The sequence below is a fragment of the Burkholderia sp. 3C genome (genome assembly GCF_054589155.1).
On sequence record NZ_BAAILN010000092.1, the window covers coordinates 368,905 to 388,493 of the forward strand.

Sequence of the window (19,589 nt, forward strand, 5' to 3'; positions counted from 1 at the left end):
TCGAGACGGATCGTGCCGATGCCGGTCAGGCGCAGCGCGTCGAGCAACAACTGCTGCACCTCGAGATCGGCTTCGAGGCCGGCATGGCCGTACAGCTCGGCACCGATCTGGATCTGTTCGCGCGTGGCGTGCAGGCCGCGCGGGCGCGTATGCAGCACGTTGCCGGCGTAGCAAAGGCGCGTCACGCCCTGACGATTCAGCAGGTGCGCGTCGATCCGCGCGACCTGCGGCGTCATGTCGGCGCGCACGCCGAGCGTGCGGCCCGACAGTTCGTCGACGAGCTTGAACGTGCGCAGATTCAGATCGTTGCCGCCGCCGGTCAGCAGCGACTCGAGATACTCGAGCAGGGGCGGCATCACCATTTCGTAACCGTACGAACGGAAGCGGTCGAGCAGCCTGCGACGCAGCTCCTCGATCTTGCGCGCTTCCGACGGCAGCACGTCGGCGATATTCTCGGGAAGTAACCAGGTCGACATCGTTACGGTCCTACGACAGGAAACAGCGGCGCGCACGGGCGCGCCGGATTTTGGAATCGGTGGGTGCCTGCGCCACGCGGTTCGGCAAGCGCCATCCAGGCGCCGACAAGGCGGTTCGGGCAGGAACCGCGCCTCCGGGGCGGGCGGAAACGGGCCGGATCGGCGGCCGCGAAATCAGGTCGCGAAGACGAGCAGCACGAGGCCAATCACCATCACGATCAGGCCGCCGATCCGGATATGATGCGGCGGCCGCTCCGCTATTCTACGAAACGTATCGCGCCACGCGACCGGAAACACGAACGGGAACGCGCCTTCGACGATCAACATCAGCGCGAGCGCGAGCAACAGCGAACCGGCAATATCCATGCGGTATCGATGACGCCGCACGTGGCGGCGCCCCTTCTCAGCGTCAGTGTTTGCGGGGAGCGGGAGCCGGCGTTGCGGCGCTGCCGCCCGTCGGACTGCGCATGAAACGGAAGAACTCGCTGTCCGGGTCGACGACGATCACGTCGTTGGCATGGAACGTGTTCCGGTATGCCTGCAGGCTGGCGTAGAACTGATAGAACTGCGGATCGCGGCCGTACGCATCGCCCGCGATCGATGCGGCCTTCGCATCGCCCTCGCCCTTGATCGACTGCGCCGATTGATAACCGTCGGCCAGGATCTGCTGTTGCTGGCGCATCGCATCGGCCTTGATCTGCTCGGCGCTCGCAGCACCTTCGGCACGCTGCGTATCGGCGCGCTCGCGTTCGGCGGCCGACATGCGGCGATACGCGGCCTCGGACGCGGCGGCAGGCAAATCCACACGCAGCAACGAGACATCGACGATTTCGACGCCGTAAGGCGCCACGGCGGCCTGCAGCGAGGCCTTCGCCTCGTCGGCGATGGCCTGCTGCGCGCGGATCGCATCGGTCAGCGTGCGCGTCGAGAACGCCTGCGTCAACGCGCCCTTCAGCGACGACAGCAGCGGATCGACCACGTCGCGCGAGCCGGCCTCGGTCTTCGCGTAATACTTGAGCGGATCGGTAATGCGGTAGCGCACGGCCGGGCTGACCAGCACGTCCTGCTTATCCGAGGTCGTGCAGCTTTGTGCATCGGCCCATTCGAGCGTCTGCAGGCGAGTGTCGACCAGCGCCGCGGTTTGCAGCGGCGGAGGCAGCTTCACGTGCAGGCCGGGGCCGAGCAGCGTGGGCTCGCCCTCGCCGCGTGCGGACAGCACGGCCGCGTGACGCGGATCGACGACGAACACGGTGGACGACGCGGCGAACGCGACGACGACGAGCGCAATGACAAGCGCGATGATTCGATTCATGTCTGGCGGTCCCCGTTACTGCAAATCGTCTTCGCGCGACCGGCTGCGGAACCCTTCGCGCGATCGCAGCGAATCGTCGCCGGCCGTGGCGCTGGCAGCACGCGCCGCGCTTGCGGGTGCCGCGGCAGAGACGGCGGCGGACGAACCGGCCGACGACGCTGCATTGGCCGCGCCGGCGGCAGCACCCGCATCGGATGCACCTGCGGCCACCGAAGCCGGCGCCGCACCGCTGGCAGCGGCCGCGTCGGCCGCGCGCTGACGTTGTTGTTCGACGATCTTGTCGATCGGCAGATAGATGAGGCTGTTGCCCGACTTGTTGCCGACGTAGACCTTGGTCGCCTTCGAATAAATTTCCTGCATGGTGTCGAGATACATGCGCTCGCGCACCACGGCCGGCGCCTTCTCGTACTGTGCATAGACCTGCTGGTAGCGGTCGGCGTCGCCCTGCGCCTGCGTGACCACGCGATCGGCATACGCCTTGGCCTCGTCGACCAGCTTGGCCGCATCGCCACGTGCGCGCGGCAGCAGATCGTCGGCATAGGCCTGCGCGGCGTTCTTCGCGACTTCGCTCGCCTGACGCGCCTTCGCCACTTCGTCAACCGCCGATTGCACTTGCTCGGGCAATTGGGCGGCCTGAATCGTGATGCCGGTGACCACCAGGCCGGTCTGATCACGATCGAGATCGTGCTGGATCTGCGTGGTGAGTTGCGTGCGCAACGCATCACGATCAACGCCGATCACGTCGCTGGCCGCTTCCCCGCCAACGATGCGGCGAATCGCGGCTTGCGCCGACTGGCGCACGGCGAGTTCGGGATCGGCCGCGCGGAACAGATAATCAGCCGCCGAGCGAATCCGGTACTGAACGATGAAACGCACGTCGACGATACCGCCATCGCGCGTGAGCATCGACGCATCCTTGACGTTGGCGATGCGCACCACGTTGTTGCGACCGATTTCGGTGGAATGCACCTGCGCCGTATCGACGATTTCGTGCGACTCGAACGGATACGGCAGGCGCCAGTGAGCGCCCTGGCCGACCGTGCCGTGGTATTCGCCGAACTTCAGCACGACGCCCGTCTGGCCGTCCGGCACCATGAAGATGCCACTGCCCGCGTAGACCGCGACCAGCACGCCGATGACGATGCCGACACCGACGCGCGCAGCACGCCCGTTATCGGGGCGCATGCCGCGATTGCCACCGCCCTTGCCGCCGAACAGCCCCGACAGGCGGCGGTTGAAGTTGCGCCACATTTCGTCGAGGTCGGGTGGGCCGTCGCCATCGCGATCGGGTTGCGGGCGCTTCGGTTCGTTCTTGCGGGACTTGTCGCCATTGCTTTCGCCACGCCCCCAACGGGGATCGTTGATCGACAGCATCGGGCGCTTGCGCAGCCAGGAACTCCGCTCGTTGTAATCGTTCACCTGAGTTTGTTCACCAGAGTAGGTGCGACTGTCCGGCTGGCGCCGGCTAGTGCCCGTGTTCGGAAACCGTGTGGTCGTCGTGCGGTTCGTTCAGCGCGTTGCTGTCGAACCGAATGTCGCGCTCGGGCAGCGCCGTGCCGGACAGCGCATCGCTGGTCGCGATTTCGGCAATGGCGGCACGCAGCGTATCGAGTCCCTGGCCGGTGCGCGCGCTCAAAAAGACGCGCGAAATATTACCATACTCGTCACGCTCGACCGCGTCGCCGCGGGCCGCGAGTTCGGGCACCGCGTCGATCTTGTTGAATACCAGCACCTGCGGGATCGAATCCGCGCCGATCTCGTGCAGGACATCGTTGACCTGCTCGATCTGTTCGAGGCGCACGGCGCTTGACGCATCGACGACATGCAGCAGCAAATCGGCGTGGATGGTTTCCTCGAGCGTGGCACGAAACGCCGCGACCAGTTGGTGCGGTAGCTCACGGATGAAACCGACCGTATCCGACACGATGATCTGCCCGACCTCGTCGCCCAGATACACACGGCGGGAGGTGGTATCGAGCGTGGCGAACAACTGGTCGGCCGCATAGGCTTGCGCTTTCGTCAGCGCATTGAACAGCGTGGATTTGCCCGCGTTCGTATAGCCCACCAGGGACACCGACACGGTGCGGTTGCGTTCGCGCTGACGGCGCTGCGTATCGTGCTGGCGACGCAGCTTTTCGAGCCGCGTCTTCAGCATCTTGATGCGTTCACCGATCAGCCGGCGGTCGGTTTCGAGCTGCGTTTCGCCGGGGCCGCGCAGGCCGATACCGCCCTTCTGGCGTTCGAGGTGGGTCCAGGCGCGGATCAGCCGCGTGGAGAGGTAGTGCAACTGCGCCAGCTCGACCTGCAGCTTGCCTTCGTGGCTGCGAGCGCGCTGCGCGAAAATATCGAGAATCAGGCTCGTGCGATCGACCACGCGACGGTTCAGCGTGCGTTCGAGATTGCGCTGCTGCGCAGGGGCGAGCGGGTGATTGAAGATGACGATGTCGACGCCGTTGGCATCGCAGGCGAGGCGCAGTTCATCGGCCTTGCCGCTGCCGATGAACATGGCCGCATCGGGGCTGGAACGCTTGCCGGTCAGGGTGACCACCGGGCGCGCGCCCGCGCTGGAAGCGAGCAGACTGAGTTCTTCGAGACTGGCTTCGAAATCGGTCTTGCCGAAATCGATGCCGACTAACGCTGCGTTGATCAAATTATCGGGTGTCAAAGTAAGGCGGCTGGCGTGGATCGCCGGCGGCGAGCAACGCCAGCCGCAGCAATCGGGTTAGGAGGCCGCGCCTTCCGCGTCCGGGTGGAAGTTCACCGGGCGCGCCGGAACGACCGTCGAGATAGCGTGCTTGTAAACCATCTGGGTAACCGTGTTACGGAGCAACACGACGTACTGGTCGAACGATTCGATGTTCCCTTGCAGCTTGATGCCGTTGACGAGGTAAATCGACACCGGCACATGCTCCTTACGCAGTGCGTTCAAAAACGGGTCTTGTAACAATTGCCCTTTGTTGCTCATGGCTTACTCCATCTTTTTTGCAGGTTGATCTTGTAGATTGTCGGCGAAGAAAAAGAGATCCGCCGTCAATCGCTACACTATAGCCGATTTCGTTGCCCCCGCTCGGGAGCCGGCCATTCGGTCTAATCCCCTCAATCCTTGTCCGCATAAGGGTTCGTCGAGGATCGGAACTCTATCCGCAATGGAGTGCCGGTCAGCTCGAAAGTTTCCCGGAAACGGTTTTCGAGGTAACGCCGGTAGGTATCCGTGATCGCGTCGAGCGCATTGCCGTGCACCACGATGATCGGCGGATTCTGACCGCCCTGGTGGGCGTAGCGCAGCTTCGGCCGAACCGGGCCGCGACGGCGCGGCTGCTGGAATTCCACGGCCTCGATCAGCGCGCGCGTGAGCTTCGGCGTCGGCAGCTTCTTCATGGCCGCCGCGTAGGCGTCGTCGACCGAGCGCAACAACGGGCCGATACCGGTTTTCTCGGCAGCCGAGATGAAATGGAATTTCGCGAATTCGAGGAATTTCAGCTTGCGGGTCAGGTCGGCCTTGGTGCGCTCGCGCGTGTGCGAATCGAGCCCGTCCCATTTGTTCACGCCCACCACCAGCGCGCGGCCCTGCTCCACCACGAAGCCCGCGATGTGCGCATCCTGGTCGGAAATATCCTGCTGGGCATCCAGCAGAAGAATGACGACGTTCGCATCCGAAATCGACTGCAGCGTCTTCACCACCGAGAACTTTTCGATCGCCTCGAACACCTTGCCGCGGCGGCGCAGGCCGGCCGTGTCGATTAGCGTATAGGGCTTGCCGTTGCGCTCGAAATCGACATAGATCGAGTCGCGCGTGGTGCCCGGCATGTCGAACGCGATCACGCGATCCTCGCCGATCAGCGTATTGACGAGCGTCGACTTGCCGACGTTCGGGCGGCCGACGATGGCAATCTTCACACCGCGCGTCTGCGCCGCGTCGTCCGATTCCTCCGACTGACCCGCGTAGGCCACTTCGAGCGCCTCGCTGATCATGTCGTGGACACCATCGCCATGCGCGGCCGAAATCGCGCGCGGGTCGCCGAGGCCGAGCTCGTAGAAATCGCTGGCCACCGCCGTGTACTTCATCCCCTCGGCCTTGTTGACGACCAGGAAGATCGGCCGGCCCGTCTTGCGCAGGTAGTCGGCAATCGACTTGTCCTGCGGGGCCAGGCCGTTACGGCCATCGACGATGAACACGACGATATCGGCTTCCGCAACGGCCTGGCGTGTCTGACGCGCCATTTCGTGCAGGATTCCGTCCTTGGCGACCGGCTCGAAACCGCCCGTGTCGACCACGAGATAGGGGCGCTCGCCCACCCGGCCCTCGCCGTAATGGCGATCGCGGGTAAGGCCCGGCAGGTCGGCGACGAGTGCGTCGCGCGAGCGCGTGAGCCGGTTGAACAGCGTGGATTTCCCCACATTGGGGCGCCCGACGAGGGCAATGACCGGTTTCATTTGATGTCGTTTACGGTATTACGCAGGAGCGGGATGCCTGCCGCGCGGAGAACCGGCTGCGACGGGTGGCTGCGTTGAATGAAAATTAGCACGAATTCCGCGCCGCAATGGGCGCGCGCGTGCGACTCGCGCGACACGCGAACTCGGCGGCTGACCGCCGGGGCAGCGCGCCGGACCCGCCCGCTCGGGAGCGCCGGCGGCAATTGCCGCACAAAAAAACACGCGCGGCCCGCGCCCTGGGGCGCCGGACCGCGCAATTCCAGCAAAATCGATCAGCGCGGACGGAAGCCGTAGACTTCGCCGTCATGCGTTTGCACGACCAGCGTATCGCCAGCCAGCACCGGCGCTGCCGTGATCGCGCTGCCGTCCGTCTTCATGCGTGCGACGAACGTACCGTCGTCGCGGGACAGGAAGTGGACAAAACCCTTGTAATCGCCCATCACCAAGGCGTGGCCCAGCAGATAAGGCACGCCGACGTCGCGGCTCTTGAGCTGATCATTGCGCCAAAGCTGCTTGCCCGACATCACGTCGTAGGCTGTCACGACCGACCAATCGTCGCCACCAGCCATCACAGTGTCATCCTGCGCCACACCGCTGCGGCTCGAGAACGATTTTTCCCAAAGCGGGCGGCCCGAATTCGCGTCGAAACAACCGATCTGGCCCTGGAACGTGACCGCACAGGTTTGTGCGCCGACCAGCGTAGGCGGCCCGCTCACGTCGTTGATGCGCTCGACCTCGGTCACGCCCTTCGGATAGGACACCGGCGTTTGCCAGTAGGCCTCGCCCGTCTGCAGGTTGATCGCCACCAGACCACCGCCCGGGAAACCGGCCAGCACGGCCGCGTCGCCCGCGAACGTCATGCCGGCCGAGACCCGCAGGTTCAGCGGCACCGCGCGGCTGCGGTACACCCACTTCTGCTCGCCCGTTTGCGCGGCGAATGCGATCACCTGGCCGTCGATCGTACGCACGATCACGAGACCGTTGCCGACCAGCGGCGGCGAGAAGATCTCGCCCTGTATGTTGGTCTGCCAAAGCTGCTTGCCGTCCGCGCCAAGCACGAACACGCCACCCTTGAGCGCACCCACCGCCGTCAGGGTGCCATCGCTGCCCACGCCGGCCGACAGGTCAGAACGCAGCTTGGTGTGCCAGACAGTCTGGCCGGTCTTGGCATCGATCTTCTCGACCGAGCCGTTCGCCGCGGCCACGAACACCGCATCGCCAACCGCAACCGGCGAGAACGAATAGCGCCCGCCCTTGCCTACGCTCGTCTTCCATGCCTGCGTCACATTGAGCGCGGGCTTGATCTCGGTGAGCGGCGTCGGCACGCGGCGCGCATCCTTGGTGGACGAGCACGCCGCCAGCGCGAGGACGGCAACTGCGCAGGCGATCGGAAGAACGTTACGTTTCAGCAAATTCATCGGTGAGCGAAGCTATCTAGAGTTGTGGAACGAGCGCGGACGCTCAGCTACCGAGCGCGTCGAGCTTGAACTGAACCAGCTGACGCGTGGACGTGTCTTGCTTCGGCAGGGATTCGAGCGCGAGCTGGTACGCTGCACGCGCATCGTCGCGTTTGCCCTGGGCGGCAAGCAAATCGCCACGACCATCCGCCACGAGAGGCTTGAAACTGTCGACGGGCGTGCCGCTCAACAGCGCGAGACCGGCGTCGTAGGCCTTTTCGTCGAGCAGCAACGAAGCCAGACGCAGCTTCGCGACCTGCTTGTACGAATCGTCCTTCGCGTTGTCGATGGTCCATTGCAGCTGGGCTTTCGCACCGGCCGAATCGCCCGCATCGTACAGGCCCTTGGCGGCGGCCAGCGCCGTCATCGGCCCGTACGCCGTGCTGCCGTACTTGCTTTCCATGTCGGACGCGGCGCGCGCGATCTTGGCCTTGTCGCCGGAGCTGATGGCCTGCTGCACGGCCTCGTAGAACACCGAAGCCTCTGCCGCCTGATGGCGCTGCCAGTAATTCCAGCCGTTCCAGGCGGCGGCGACGACGAGCGCCGCAGTCAGGACCCAGGTCGTCAGGTTGCCCCAACGGGCCCACCAGGCTTTGACGCTTTCAATCGATTCTTGTTCGTCGTGATAACTCATCGGCTAGCGATTCCTTCTTCCTGCTTGTTGTCGAGCGAATCCGCTGCGATCAGTCGTCGCCGTCTTCGGCGGATGCAACCATCGCATTGATTAGAAATTCGGTCAAGTTCTCGACCGTTACCGTCTGCTGCTCGCTCTTCTCGCCCTCGCCGGCACCGCGCAGCGCCTTCACGCCCACCGTGCCATTCGCGACTTCGTCTTCGCCGAGGATCACCGCATAAGCCGCGCCGCTCGCGTCCGCGCGCTTCATCTGCGACTTGAAGCTGGCGGTGCCGCCGTCGGGGCTGCAGTGGAAAATCACGTCGAGGCCGGTGTCGCGCAGACGCTCGCCGATGATGAAGGCCTGCTCGCGTGCCGCATCGCCCTGGTGAACGATGTAGACATCGACACCTTCCTGCTCCGGTACGAGCTGGTCTTCCTTGAGCAGTTCGAGGATTCGCTCGACGCCCATCGCCCAGCCGCAAGCGCCCGTGGGCTTGCCACCGAGTTGCTCGATCAGCGGATCGTAGCGACCGCCCGCGGCCACCGTGCCTTGCGCGCCGAGCTTGTCGGTCACCCACTCGAACACGGTCAGGTTGTAATAGTCGAGGCCGCGCACGAGACGCGGGTTGATCGTGAACGGCACGTTGTTGGACTTCAGCAGACGCTGCAGGCCTTCGAAGTGCGCACGCGAGGATTCGCCGAGGAAGTCGATCAGCTTCGGCGCGTTCTGCGCGATCTCCTGCAGCGCCGGGTTCTTCGTGTCGAGCACGCGCAGCGGGTTCGTATACAGGCGACGCTTCGCATCCTCGTCGAGCACGTCGGCGAACTGCTCCAGGTACTTGATCAGCTCGACGCGGTGCGCGGCACGCTCCTCGGCCAGGCCGAGCGAGTTGATTTCGAGCTTGATGCCCATCAGGCCAAGGTCGTCCCACAGGCGCTGACACATCATGATGATTTCGGCATCCGCATCGGGGCCGGCGAAACCAAGCGCTTCCACGCCGACCTGATGGAACTGGCGATAGCGGCCGCGCTGCGGACGCTCATGGCGGAACATCGGGCCGATGTACCACAGACGCTTCGGGCCGTCGTACAGCAGGTTGTGCTCGATCGCGGAACGCACCACGGCAGCGGTGTTTTCCGGGCGCATCGTGAGGTGCTCGCCGTTCAGCGCGTCGGTGAAGCTGTACATCTCCTTCTCGACGATGTCGGTCACTTCACCGATGCCGCGCGTGAACAGTTGCGTATGCTCGACGATCGGCGTGCGGATGTTCTGGTAGCCGTAGGCGCGCAGCAGCGACTTCACGGTCGCCTCGAAGAATTCCCACAATCCGGCATCCTGCGGGAGGATGTCGTTCATGCCCTTCACGCCCGTCAGTTTTTCGAGCTTTCGCTTGGTTTCGGTCATCTGATTTCGGTTGACGATTTATTGCTCGGCCGTTGCCTGGCCGTAGTTGCGCGCGACGTAGTCGCTCACGATTTGCTGGAATTCCTCGGCGATGCGCTCGCCGCGCAGGGTCTTGACCTTCTCGCCATCGATGAACACCGGCGCGGCCGGGTTCTCGCCCGAACCCGGCAGGCTGATGCCGATGTTCGCGTGCTTCGACTCGCCCGGGCCATTGACGATGCAGCCCATCACCGCGACGTTCATCTTTTCGACGCCCGGGAAGGTCTTGCGCCATTCCGGCATTTGCTCGCGCAGGTAGGTCTGGATCTGCATCGCCAGCTCCTGGAACAGCGTGCTGGTGGTGCGACCGCAACCGGGGCATGCGATCACCATCGGCGCGAACGAACGCAGGCCCATGGTTTGCAGGATTTCCTGGCCGACCACCACTTCGCCCGTGCGCGGCGCGCCCGGCTCCGGCGTCAGCGAAATGCGGATCGTGTCGCCGATGCCTTCCTGGAGCAGCACGCCGAGCGCGGCCGTGGAAGCGACGATACCCTTCGAACCCATGCCGGCCTCGGTCAAGCCCAGGTGCAGCGCGAAGCCGCAACGCTTGGACAGCTCGCGATACACGGCGATCAGATCCTGCACGCCGCTGACCTTGCACGACAGGATGATCTTGTCACGGCCAAGGCCCAGTTCGACGGCACGTTCGCCCGAGCCGATCGCCGACTGGATCAGCGCTTCGTACATCACGCTCTGCGCATCCCAGGGCGTGCTGCGCGCGGCGTTCTCGTCCATCATGCGCGCCAGCAGGTCCTGGTCCAGGCTGCCCCAGTTCACGCCGATCCGCACCGGCTTGTCGTACTTCACGGCCGCTTCGATCATCTGTGCGAACTGCGTATCGCGCTTCGCTCCCTGGCCGACGTTGCCGGGATTGATCCGGTACTTCGACAGCGACTCGGCACATGCCGGATGATCGCGTAACAACAGATGGCCGTTGTAATGGAAATCGCCGACCAGCGGCACCGACACGCCCATCCGGTCGAGCTGCTCACGAATCGCCGGTACGGCCGCCGCCGCCTCGGGCGTATTGACCGTGATCCGTACCAGTTCCGAACCCGCGTTCGCCAGGTCCTTGATCTGGATAGCCGTGCCGATTGCATCGGCCGTATCGGTATTCGTCATCGACTGCACGCGCACGGGCGCGTCGCCGCCGATCGTTACCAGATTCCCGCCCCACCGGACATCCACCGCGTGCGAACGGCGACGCGGCGCGAAGCCGCCAAACACCGGCTCGGTTGAACAAATCTGACTGCTGCGTGGGGATTGAGCTTCGGATTGCATCGTTGGATCCATTTACGCCGGAAGCGCCACCCCTCGGGCGGCGCACGAATTGAAAAAGTGTCGTGCCCGGTCAGCCACGACACTTGCCGTCAGGGCAGCGCGAACCGCGCGACATTGCCCCGACCCGCCGAGTATTTTGCCGGATCGACGGTTTTTCCGTCGAACGTCACCGCGTCGAGGCCGGCGCGGTTGCCGATGGTGATGCGCAGCGGCGCTTCACCCGCGCCCTGACGCGTCTCGCCGGCCTTGGCCAGCCCCGACACGATTTCCTTGCCGTTCTTGTCGCGCACGCTGACCCAGCAATCCTGCTTGACCGTGATGCCGATCGTCGACTGGCCGGCAGCCGCCACGACGCTGGCGCCGTCGACGGCCGATGCCGTAGCGGGCGCGGCCGGATTCGCCGCAGCAGCAGGCGCGACCGACGCAGGTTGTGCCGGGGCAACGGCCGGTGCTGCGGCCGACGCGGCACCGGCGATGGCAGCCGGAGCACGCTCGGTTGCGCTCGACGCCACTTCACCTGCCACCGTCGAACCGCCCACCGCAATCGCGGTGGAATCGGACGTCGCCGCGGCCTGAGCGGCCACCGACGAGGCTTGCTGCGCATCGGACGCGCCGACGCCGGCATTCGACTTGAAACGCGAGAGCCAATTTGCCGAATCGCCACCGGAATGCCACATGGCCGCGGCGATCACCGCCACGATCACGGCCAACATCGCCCACAGCCATGAACGACTGCGTGTGGAAGCACCAAGCGGAATCGATACCCGGCCGCGCGGCAGGCCCGTGCCGGCCGATGCCGGCATCGACAGATCGACTTCGGGGATGCCCTTTTCACGGCGCAACGCCTGCGCAAACGGCTCCGGATCGACACCGAGCATCTTCGCGTAACTGCGCACCACGCCGGCCGCGAACGTCGAACCCGGCATCTGGCTGATATCGCCGGCTTCGAGTGCGCGCAGCTTCGGCACGGCAACCTTCAAGCGCGACGAAACATCCGCGACCGACCAACCCTTCGCTTCACGAAGCTGCGCGAGGCGCGCCCCGACCGCCGCCAACGACTCCAACCCCGCCGATGCCGGCTTGTACTCGGCGTTCGTGTCTGCGCCTCTTGGCGGTTGCGGTTCGCTCATCCTATTCCTCGCGTCGATTCTTCTTCACTTGCGCAACCGCGCCGACACATCGCCGGCGCCGAGGCGCAACCTTTAAACAGAGGCAGGCCTGGCCTGCCCCGGATCGCTTTCGCGTTGCCCGGACCTCCCCGTCAGACGGCCCGGACCTCGATGATTTTCCCCGTTCCGGTCCGTTCCGCCAGGCGCGTGCGGTCTTTCACTGCGCCGGCGAGCTGCCCGCAGGCGGCATCGATATCATCGCCGCGCGTCTTGCGCACGGTGGTGACGACGCCGGCTTCGAGCAGAACCTGCGAGAACTGCTTGATTCGCTCGTTCTTCGAGCGCAGCAGCCCCGACTCGGGGAACGGATTGAAGGGGATCAGATTGAATTTGCACGGCACGTCGCGTGTGATGGCGAGCAGCTCGCGCGCATGCGCGTCAGTGTCGTTGACACCGTCGAGCATGCAGTATTCGAACGTAATGAAATCCCGCGGCGCGACATTCAAATAGCGCTGGCACGCGGCCATCAGCTCACGCAATGGATATTTCTTGTTGAGCGGTACCAGCTCGTCGCGCAGCGCGTCGTTCGGCGCGTGCAGCGACACCGCAAGCGCCACCGGCAGCTCCGCGCCGAGACGATCCATCATGGGCACCACGCCCGACGTGGACAACGTGACACGGCGCCGCGACAGCCCGTAGGCGTTGTCGTCGAGCATCAACCGCATCGCGGGCACCACGGCGCTGTAATTGAGCAGCGGTTCGCCCATTCCCATCATCACGACATTGGTGACGACGCGATCGGCCTTGCCGTTCGGCCCGGGCGCACGCCCGAGCGATTCACGCAGCGCGAATTCCGCCATGCGCAACTGGCCGACGATTTCGGCCGTCGACAGATTGCGCGAAAAACCTTGTTTTCCGGTCGAACAGAACCGGCAATTGACCGCACACCCCGCCTGCGACGAGACGCACAGCGTGCCACGCGTTTCTTCCGGGATGAACACGGTTTCGACCGCGTTGCCGTTGCCGACGTCGATCAGCCACTTGCGCGTGCCGTCCGACGAGACGTGATCGCTGGCGATATCGGGCATGCCGATGATCGCGCGACCCTTCAGCTTCTCGCGCAATGACTTGGCGAGATCGGTCATGCCGTCGAAATCGGCGGCATTGTATTGATGAATCCAGCGCTGCAACTGCTTGGCCCGGAACGGCTTCTCGCCCAGGCTGCCGCAATATGCGACGAGGCCCTCGGCGTCGAAGTCGAGAAGATTGACGGTAGTTTCGCTCGTCATGATGCCCTGCCTTGCTGCAAGCGCCGGATTCGCGTTACCCGCTTAGCGCGAGTAGACGTTCAAGCCTGCGAAGAAAAATGCGATTTCGACCGCGGCCGTTTCCGCTGCGTCCGAACCGTGCACGGCGTTCGCGTCGATGCTGTCGGCGAAATCGGCGCGGATCGTGCCGGCTTCTGCCTTCTTCGGATCCGTTGCACCCATCAGGTCACGGTTCTTCAGGATGGCGCCTTCGCCTTCCAGCACTTGGATCATCACCGGGCCCGAGATCATGAAATCGACCAGGTCCTTGAAGAACGGACGTGCTGCATGCACTGCGTAGAACTGCTCGGCTTCGCCGCGCGACAGGTGCGCCAGACGAGCTGCGATGACCTTCAGGCCAGCGCCCTCGAAACGGCTGTAGATCTGACCGATCACGTTCTTTGCCACTGCGTCCGGCTTGATGATCGACAGGGTGCGCTCGATTGCCATAAAAACTCCAAAAAATTAAGAAGTTACGAATTCAAATGAATCCGCTATTGTAGCACGTTCCGATGTATCATTGCGATTGAACCCTTACACCATCGTAAGGTCGAAAACCGAGTATGCTGAGGCTTGCGCGTCGCGCGCGTGTCAGATCATTCGGTGGCCCTTGAAACCTTGGGCCGGCAGACCGATCTTATGCAGTGCGGCGCCCGGATTGCTGCAGCGCATTGCGATGCATCCGGTTCCCGATCGCTGTCACGTTCCATGCTAGGAGAAACCATGAACGACTATCCGTACAACTTCGGTCGCGGCGGCTCGCTGGCGTCGGCCGAGACCCGCAACCGCGTACTGCGCAATACCTACTGGCTGCTCGCGCTCTCGATGATCCCGACGGTCCTCGGCGCATGGGTCGGGGTCGCAACCGGTTTCTCGCTGTTCGCGGCCACCAGCCCGATGATGAGCCTGCTCGCCTTCTTCGCGATCGCGTTCGGCTTCATGTTCGCGATCGAGCGCACCAAGAACAGCAGCGCGGGCGTCTTCGTCCTGCTCGGCTTCACGTTCTTCATGGGCCTGATGCTGTCGCGCCTGCTCAGCTTCATCCTCGGCTTCTCGAACGGTCCGTCGCTGATCATGCTCGCCTTCGGTGGCACTGGCGTGATCTTCGCCGCGATGGCCACCGTCGCCACGGTCAGCAAGCGCGATTTCTCGGGCCTCGGCAAGTGGCTGTTCGTCGGCGTGATCGTGCTGCTGCTGGCGTCGGTCGCCAATGTGTTCCTGCACCTGCCGGCGCTGATGCTGACGGTGTCGGTACTGGCCATCGTGATCTTCTCGGCCTATATGCTGTTCGATGTCCAGCGCGTCGTGAACGGCGGCGAGACGAACTACATCACGGCCACGCTCGCGATCTATCTCGATCTGTACAACGTCTTCACGAATCTGCTCGCGTTGCTCGGCATCTTCGGCGGCAACCGCAACTGATCGCGGAACGCCTCCCACGAAAAACCGGCCCTCGGGCCGGTTTTTTCATGCCTGCGCGAAACGCTCCGGTCAGTCGCGCTCGAACACCGCGATCGATTCGACGTGAGACGTGTTCGGGAACATGTTGACCACGCCCGCGCCGCGCATCCGGTAACCGGCCTCGTGCACCAGCAGCCCGGCGTCGCGCGCCAGCGTCGACGGATTGCACGACACGTAGACGATTCGCTTCGGCAGCGGGCCCTTGCCGCTTTGTGCGATCTCGGCCAGCGCCTTCGATACCGCCAGCGCGCCCTCGCGCGGCGGGTCGACCAGAAACTTGTCGAACGCCCCCAGCGCGCGAATATCGTCGGCCGTGACTTCGAACAGGTTGCGACAGGCGAACGACGTATGGTCGTCCACGCCATTTTCCTTCGCGTTGGCCAGCGCGCGCGTGGTCAGCGCCTCGCTGCCTTCGATCCCCACCACCTCACGCGAGAGACGCGCCAGCGGCAACGTGAAGTTGCCGATGCCGCAGAACAGGTCGAGCACGCGATCGTTGCGCTGCGGTGCCAGCAAACGCAACGCCCGGCCGACCAGCACGCGATTGATCTGATGGTTGACCTGCGTGAAATCGGTCGGCTTGAACGGCATCCGGATATTGAATTCCGGCAGCGTATAGTCGAGCGACTTGTCGAGCGGATAGAACGGGAACACCGTATCCGGCCCCTTCGGCTGCAACCAGAACTGCACGTCATGCGCATCGGCAAACGCGCGCAGCAAGGCTTCGTCGTCCGAATTGATCGGTTCCAGCACGCGCAGCACGAGCGCCGTGACGCTCGACCCGACGGCCAGCTCGATCTGCGGCATGCGGTCGCTGATCGACAGACCCGCCACCAAGTGACGCAGCGGCACGAGCATGGCCGACACATGCGGCGGCAACACTTCGCAGCTCGTCATGTCGACGACGTAGCTGCTCTTCTTCTCGTGGAAACCAACCAGCACGCCGCCCTTCTTCGGCACATTGCGCACGGTCAGCCGCGCCCGGTAGCGATAGCCCCAGGCCGGCCCGTGGATCGGCGAGAACATCGTTTCGGCGCGCAGCTTGGCCAGGTGCCACAGGTTGTCTTCGAGCACGCGCTGCTTGATCGCAACCTGCGCGCGCACGTCGAGATGCTGCATCGAGCAGCCGCCGCAGGTGCCAAAGAATGCGCATTTCGGCTCCACGCGCATCACGCTCGGACGCAGAATATCGACGACGGTGGCCTGCTCGTAGCTCGGCTTGCGGCGATAGCTCGAATACGTGACACGTTCGCCGGGCAACGCGCCCTCGACGAAGATCACCTTGCCGGGCTCGCCGTCCTCGTTCACAAGACGCCCGACGCCGCGCGCCTCATGGTCGAGCGATTCGATCTCGATGGGCGCGCTGACATGCACGACGGGCGCGTTCCGGGATTTGCGCGCGGGAGTGGGGGCGGCTTCAGACACCAGCTTTTCCTGACATTCGTTTGTGGGAAGGCGAGATTGTAGACGAATGGCCGACCGCGATTGGAGATTCGACATGCAACTGCTCAACTGGAACGTTCAATGGGGCCGAGACGCCAGCGGCGTGGTCGATCTGGGTCGCACCGTCGCCGAGGCGCGCGCGCTGGCCGATTTCGACGTGCTCTGCCTGCAGGAACTGACGCGTGGCTTCGGCGCCCTGCCCGGCGGCCCCGGCCCGGATCAGTTCGCCGAGCTGGCTGCGTTGCTGCCAGGCTTTGCGGTGATCGAGGCGATTGCCGTCGATCTGCCGCCTGCGGCAACCGGTGCGCCAAGGCGTCAATTCGGCAACGCAATCGCGACGCGGTTGCCGCTCGGGCGCATCATGCGTCACACGCTGCCGTGGCCGGCTGACGTTCGCACGCCGTCGATGCCGCGCGTGGCGCTCGAAGTCAACGTCGAAACCGAGACAGGGCGGCCTTTGCGGATCGTCACCACGCATCTGGAGTTCTACTCGGCGGCGCAGCGGCTCGCACAGGTCGAAGCGCTACGCGATCAGCACCACGAAGCGGCCGGACACGCGCATCATCCGGCGCGGGCCGAAACGCGCGACGGGCCGTTCGCGGCCTCGGGGCGCGCGCTCGATGCGGTGCTCTGTGGGGATTTCAACAGCGCGTATCGCGACGACGCGTACCGGCGCATGCTCGCACCGATCGACGGCGCCCCCGGCTTCGTCGACGCCTGGGTGCACCGGCATCCGGGCGAAACGCCACCACCGACCGCCGGTGTCTACGACACGGTGCAATGGCAAGACGGCGCGATGACCTGCGATTTCGTGTTCGTGACGGACACGCTGCTCGATCGCGTCGCACGCTGTGAAATCGACGGCGCGACGCGCGCCTCCGATCATCAACCGATCCTGCTGGAACTGCACGACTGAACGCGACGCCACCGATGCCGGCGCACGGTCACGCCTTCGGGAATGCCGCGAGGTACTCGGCCCAATGCGGCGCGGGTTCAGCGACGAGCGCGTCCTTCACGATCTGCACTTCCTCGGCGTATTCGGCCGGCGCCAGCCCGCCGCGCATCAACTGGAAGCGGCAATAAAGCAGATAGGTATTCACGACGTCGGTTTCGCAGTAACTGCGGATCGCCTCGATCTCGCCCGCCCGAAACGCCTCCCACACCTGGCTGCCGTCCATGCCGAGCTTGCCCGGAAAGCCGCACAGCTTGGCCAGCGCGTCGAGCGGTGCGGCGGCGCGCGGCTGATAGAGCGCGAGCAGATCCATCAGATCGGTGTGGCGCGTGTGATAGCGCGACAGGTAGTTGTTCCATTTGAACTCGCGATCGTCCTCGCCCAGATCCCAGTAACGCGGCGCGGGGATGCCGTGCACCAGCGCCCGATAGTGGAGCACCGGCAGATCGAAACCGCCTCCGTTCCACGACACGAGCTGCGGCGTGTATTTCTCGATGGTCCGGTAGAACGACTGGATCAGCGCGGCTTCGCTGTCCTGCGCCGTGCCGAGCGAGCGTACGCGAAAGCCGCCCTTGTCGCGAAACACGCAGGAAATCGCGGCGACGCGCTGCAGGTGGTGCGGCAGGAAATCGCCGCCCGTCTTTTCGCGGCGCGCCTCGAACGCATGTTCGGCCACTTCCTCGTCGCTGAGGTCGGGCGGGAGATCTTCAAGACGGCGAATGCCGTCGACATCGGGGATCGTCTCGATGTCAAAAACCAGAATCGGTGTCATCAATGACTTACAGGACGGCGTCCTTGCGAACGCCATTGGAGGCAAAAAACCGCTTCAGGCGCACCAGCGCTTCCTGCTGGATTTGCCGCACGCGCTCGCGGGTCAGCCCCATCTCGTCGGCCAGCTCTTCGAGCGTGGCCGGTTCGATGTTGTTCAGGCCGAAACGCCGCTCGATCACGTGGCGGTGCTTGTCGGACAGCCGCGACAGCCACGCGCGCGTCAAGGTTTCGAGCTCGCGGTGCTGCACTTCGGCGTCGGGAGACTGGCCCTGGTCGTCGGGAAGCAGATCCAGCAGGCTGCTGGCCGGATCCATGTCGAGCGGCGCGTCGAGCGACGCAGTGTGCTCGTTCAGCGCGAGGATGTCGGTCACTTCCTCGGCCGTCTTGCCCGTCAGGTAGGCGATGTCGTCGATGCTGGCCTCGCGGCGCTCGGCCGCCTCGCCCGTCGACATCGAATTCTTTTCGAGGTGGCGCTTGGCACGCAGCACCTGGTTCAGCTCGCGAATCACGTGCACCGGCAACCGCACGGTGCGCGCCTGGTTCATGATGGCGCGCTCGACGCTTTGCCGGATCCACCAGGTGGCATAGGTCGAAAACCGAAAACCGCGCGTGGGATCGAACTTCTCGATCGCATGCATCAGGCCGAGATTGCCCTCCTCGATCAGATCGAGCAGCGGCACGCCGCGATTCAGATAGCCTTTTGCGATGCTGACCACGAGCCGCAGATTGCGCTCGATCATCACCTGCCGTGCCTCGAACTCACCGGCCTTGGCACGCCGCGAGTAATGCTGCTCTTCCTCGACGGTCAGAAGCGGCTTGACGCTGATGCGGTTCAGGTAATGCTGGATGGTGTCGGCGGTGAGTTCCGCCTGCATGATCGCGCGGAAATCGTCGGGCTCGGGCGCGCTCTCGCCACCGCTGCCGCGTGTTCCGCGTTCGCCGTCGTTATCGTCCGAATCGGCTTCGCGCGCTTCGTAATCGCGCTCCGGCTCGGAGGCATCGTCATCATCCTGCTTCGAAGCGCCAGCCCGTCCCACCGATGCTTGCGTGGCACGACTGATCTTCTCAGACTCGGCTTGCGGCTCGTGGCGCTTCGATTTCGGCATGATCGTCTCGGCTATTGAGGCGGCAGATACTTCAGCGGATCAACAGGCTTGCCCTGGCGGCGAACCTCGAAATGCAACATCACGCGGTCGGAATCGCTGTTGCCCATCTCGGCGATTTTCTGGCCTTTCGTGACGGAATCCCCCTCTTTTACCATCAAAGCGCGGTTGTGTGCATACGCCGTGAGATAGGTCGGATCGTGCTTGATGATAATGAGATTGCCGTAACCGCGCAGACCGTTACCGGCATAGACCACGCGGCCGTCTGCCGCGGCCTTGACCGGCGTGCCCGCCGTGCCGCCGATATTGAGACCCTTGTTCTTCGAGTCGTCGAACTGATTGAGGATCGGGCCGCGCACCGGCCACGCGAACGACACCGAACCCGAGCTGGCGCTCGGCGCTGCGGCCGGCGTCGGCGCA

At 64.4% G+C, this 19,589-nt stretch carries 20 protein-coding genes; 2 read left to right on the forward strand and 18 right to left on the reverse strand.

Annotated elements, in window-relative coordinates; translation table 11 throughout:
* The 14 genes from ACYP33_RS17950 to ndk all read right to left on the reverse strand — a co-directional run.
* Nucleotides 1-476: ATP phosphoribosyltransferase regulatory subunit (locus ACYP33_RS17950; RefSeq protein WP_459623082.1), on the reverse strand; the 476-nt coding region annotated here is incomplete at its 3' end.
* 174 nt (nucleotides 477-650) lie between these two features.
* Nucleotides 651-842, reverse strand: a complete 192-nt coding sequence (locus ACYP33_RS17955) for a DUF2065 domain-containing protein (RefSeq protein ID WP_414451798.1) — start codon at nucleotides 840-842, stop codon at nucleotides 651-653.
* A 43-nt stretch (nucleotides 843-885) separates the two neighbouring features.
* A complete protein-coding gene (hflC, locus tag ACYP33_RS17960; RefSeq protein ID WP_459623083.1) occupies nucleotides 886-1,788 on the reverse strand; it encodes a protease modulator HflC in 903 nt (300 codons plus the stop codon).
* A 15-nt stretch (nucleotides 1,789-1,803) separates the two neighbouring features.
* Nucleotides 1,804-3,207, reverse strand: a complete 1,404-nt coding sequence (hflK, locus tag ACYP33_RS17965) for an FtsH protease activity modulator HflK (RefSeq protein WP_459623085.1) — start codon at nucleotides 3,205-3,207, stop codon at nucleotides 1,804-1,806.
* A 46-nt stretch (nucleotides 3,208-3,253) separates the two neighbouring features.
* The gene (gene hflX / locus ACYP33_RS17970; protein ID WP_459623192.1) at nucleotides 3,254-4,438 is read right to left on the reverse strand and encodes a GTPase HflX; all 1,185 of its coding nucleotides are present in this window, start codon (nucleotides 4,436-4,438) and stop codon (nucleotides 3,254-3,256) included.
* A 72-nt stretch (nucleotides 4,439-4,510) separates the two neighbouring features.
* Nucleotides 4,511-4,753 carry an RNA chaperone Hfq gene (gene hfq, locus ACYP33_RS17975; RefSeq protein WP_206126773.1) on the reverse strand — a complete coding sequence of 81 codons (243 nt, stop codon included), beginning with the start codon at nucleotides 4,751-4,753 and terminating at the stop codon, nucleotides 4,511-4,513.
* A gap of 131 nt (nucleotides 4,754-4,884) precedes the next feature.
* Entirely contained in the window at nucleotides 4,885-6,222 is a 1,338-nt protein-coding gene (der, locus tag ACYP33_RS17980; RefSeq protein WP_414445425.1) for a ribosome biogenesis GTPase Der, read from the reverse strand.
* Between the two features lie 272 nt (nucleotides 6,223-6,494).
* Complete coding sequence (gene bamB / locus ACYP33_RS17985; protein ID WP_414445426.1) at nucleotides 6,495-7,640, reverse strand: outer membrane protein assembly factor BamB; 1,146 nt, start codon at nucleotides 7,638-7,640, stop codon at nucleotides 6,495-6,497.
* Between the two features lie 43 nt (nucleotides 7,641-7,683).
* Entirely contained in the window at nucleotides 7,684-8,313 is a 630-nt protein-coding gene (locus tag ACYP33_RS17990) for a tetratricopeptide repeat protein (RefSeq protein WP_414445427.1), read from the reverse strand.
* Nucleotides 8,314-8,362: 49 nt separating this feature from the next.
* The gene (gene hisS, locus ACYP33_RS17995; RefSeq protein ID WP_414445428.1) at nucleotides 8,363-9,700 is read right to left on the reverse strand and encodes a histidine--tRNA ligase; all 1,338 of its coding nucleotides are present in this window, start codon (nucleotides 9,698-9,700) and stop codon (nucleotides 8,363-8,365) included.
* A gap of 18 nt (nucleotides 9,701-9,718) precedes the next feature.
* Entirely contained in the window at nucleotides 9,719-11,023 is a 1,305-nt protein-coding gene (ispG, locus tag ACYP33_RS18000; protein ID WP_414445429.1) for a flavodoxin-dependent (E)-4-hydroxy-3-methylbut-2-enyl-diphosphate synthase, read from the reverse strand.
* Between the two features lie 89 nt (nucleotides 11,024-11,112).
* Entirely contained in the window at nucleotides 11,113-12,153 is a 1,041-nt protein-coding gene (locus tag ACYP33_RS18005) for a helix-turn-helix domain-containing protein (protein ID WP_459623089.1), read from the reverse strand.
* Nucleotides 12,154-12,284: 131 nt separating this feature from the next.
* On the reverse strand, nucleotides 12,285-13,421 hold the full coding sequence (rlmN, locus tag ACYP33_RS18010; RefSeq protein WP_414445431.1) for a dual-specificity RNA methyltransferase RlmN: 1,137 nt from the start codon (nucleotides 13,419-13,421) through the stop codon (nucleotides 12,285-12,287).
* A gap of 42 nt (nucleotides 13,422-13,463) precedes the next feature.
* Nucleotides 13,464-13,889 (reverse strand): nucleoside-diphosphate kinase, encoded by a 426-nt coding sequence (gene ndk, locus ACYP33_RS18015; protein WP_459623090.1) that lies wholly within the window; start codon nucleotides 13,887-13,889, stop codon nucleotides 13,464-13,466.
* Nucleotides 13,890-14,162: 273 nt separating this feature from the next.
* Here ndk and ACYP33_RS18020 point away from each other — a divergent pair, with 273 nt between their 5' ends.
* Nucleotides 14,163-14,861, forward strand: a complete 699-nt coding sequence (locus tag ACYP33_RS18020) for a Bax inhibitor-1/YccA family protein (RefSeq protein ID WP_414451792.1) — start codon at nucleotides 14,163-14,165, stop codon at nucleotides 14,859-14,861.
* A 69-nt stretch (nucleotides 14,862-14,930) separates the two neighbouring features.
* Here the strand turns inward: ACYP33_RS18020 and rlmD are convergent, their stop codons facing one another.
* The gene (gene rlmD, locus ACYP33_RS18025; protein ID WP_459623092.1) at nucleotides 14,931-16,325 is read right to left on the reverse strand and encodes a 23S rRNA (uracil(1939)-C(5))-methyltransferase RlmD; all 1,395 of its coding nucleotides are present in this window, start codon (nucleotides 16,323-16,325) and stop codon (nucleotides 14,931-14,933) included.
* A gap of 73 nt (nucleotides 16,326-16,398) precedes the next feature.
* On the opposite strand from rlmD, the gene ACYP33_RS18030 reads away from it, so the two are divergent.
* Nucleotides 16,399-17,259: an endonuclease/exonuclease/phosphatase family protein gene (locus tag ACYP33_RS18030; protein WP_459623093.1), complete on the forward strand. Its 861-nt coding sequence runs from the start codon at nucleotides 16,399-16,401 to the stop codon at nucleotides 17,257-17,259.
* Between the two features lie 28 nt (nucleotides 17,260-17,287).
* On the opposite strand, the gene ACYP33_RS18035 is transcribed toward ACYP33_RS18030, so the two are convergent.
* The 3 genes from ACYP33_RS18035 to ACYP33_RS18045 form a co-directional block, all read right to left on the reverse strand.
* Entirely contained in the window at nucleotides 17,288-18,067 is a 780-nt protein-coding gene (locus ACYP33_RS18035; RefSeq protein WP_459623094.1) for a 3'-5' exonuclease, read from the reverse strand.
* Between the two features lie 7 nt (nucleotides 18,068-18,074).
* Nucleotides 18,075-19,172: an RNA polymerase sigma factor RpoS gene (gene rpoS / locus ACYP33_RS18040; protein WP_414451789.1), complete on the reverse strand. Its 1,098-nt coding sequence runs from the start codon at nucleotides 19,170-19,172 to the stop codon at nucleotides 18,075-18,077.
* A gap of 11 nt (nucleotides 19,173-19,183) precedes the next feature.
* The coding region (locus tag ACYP33_RS18045; RefSeq protein WP_459623097.1) for a murein hydrolase activator EnvC family protein at nucleotides 19,184-19,589 on the reverse strand (406 nt) is incomplete at its 5' end.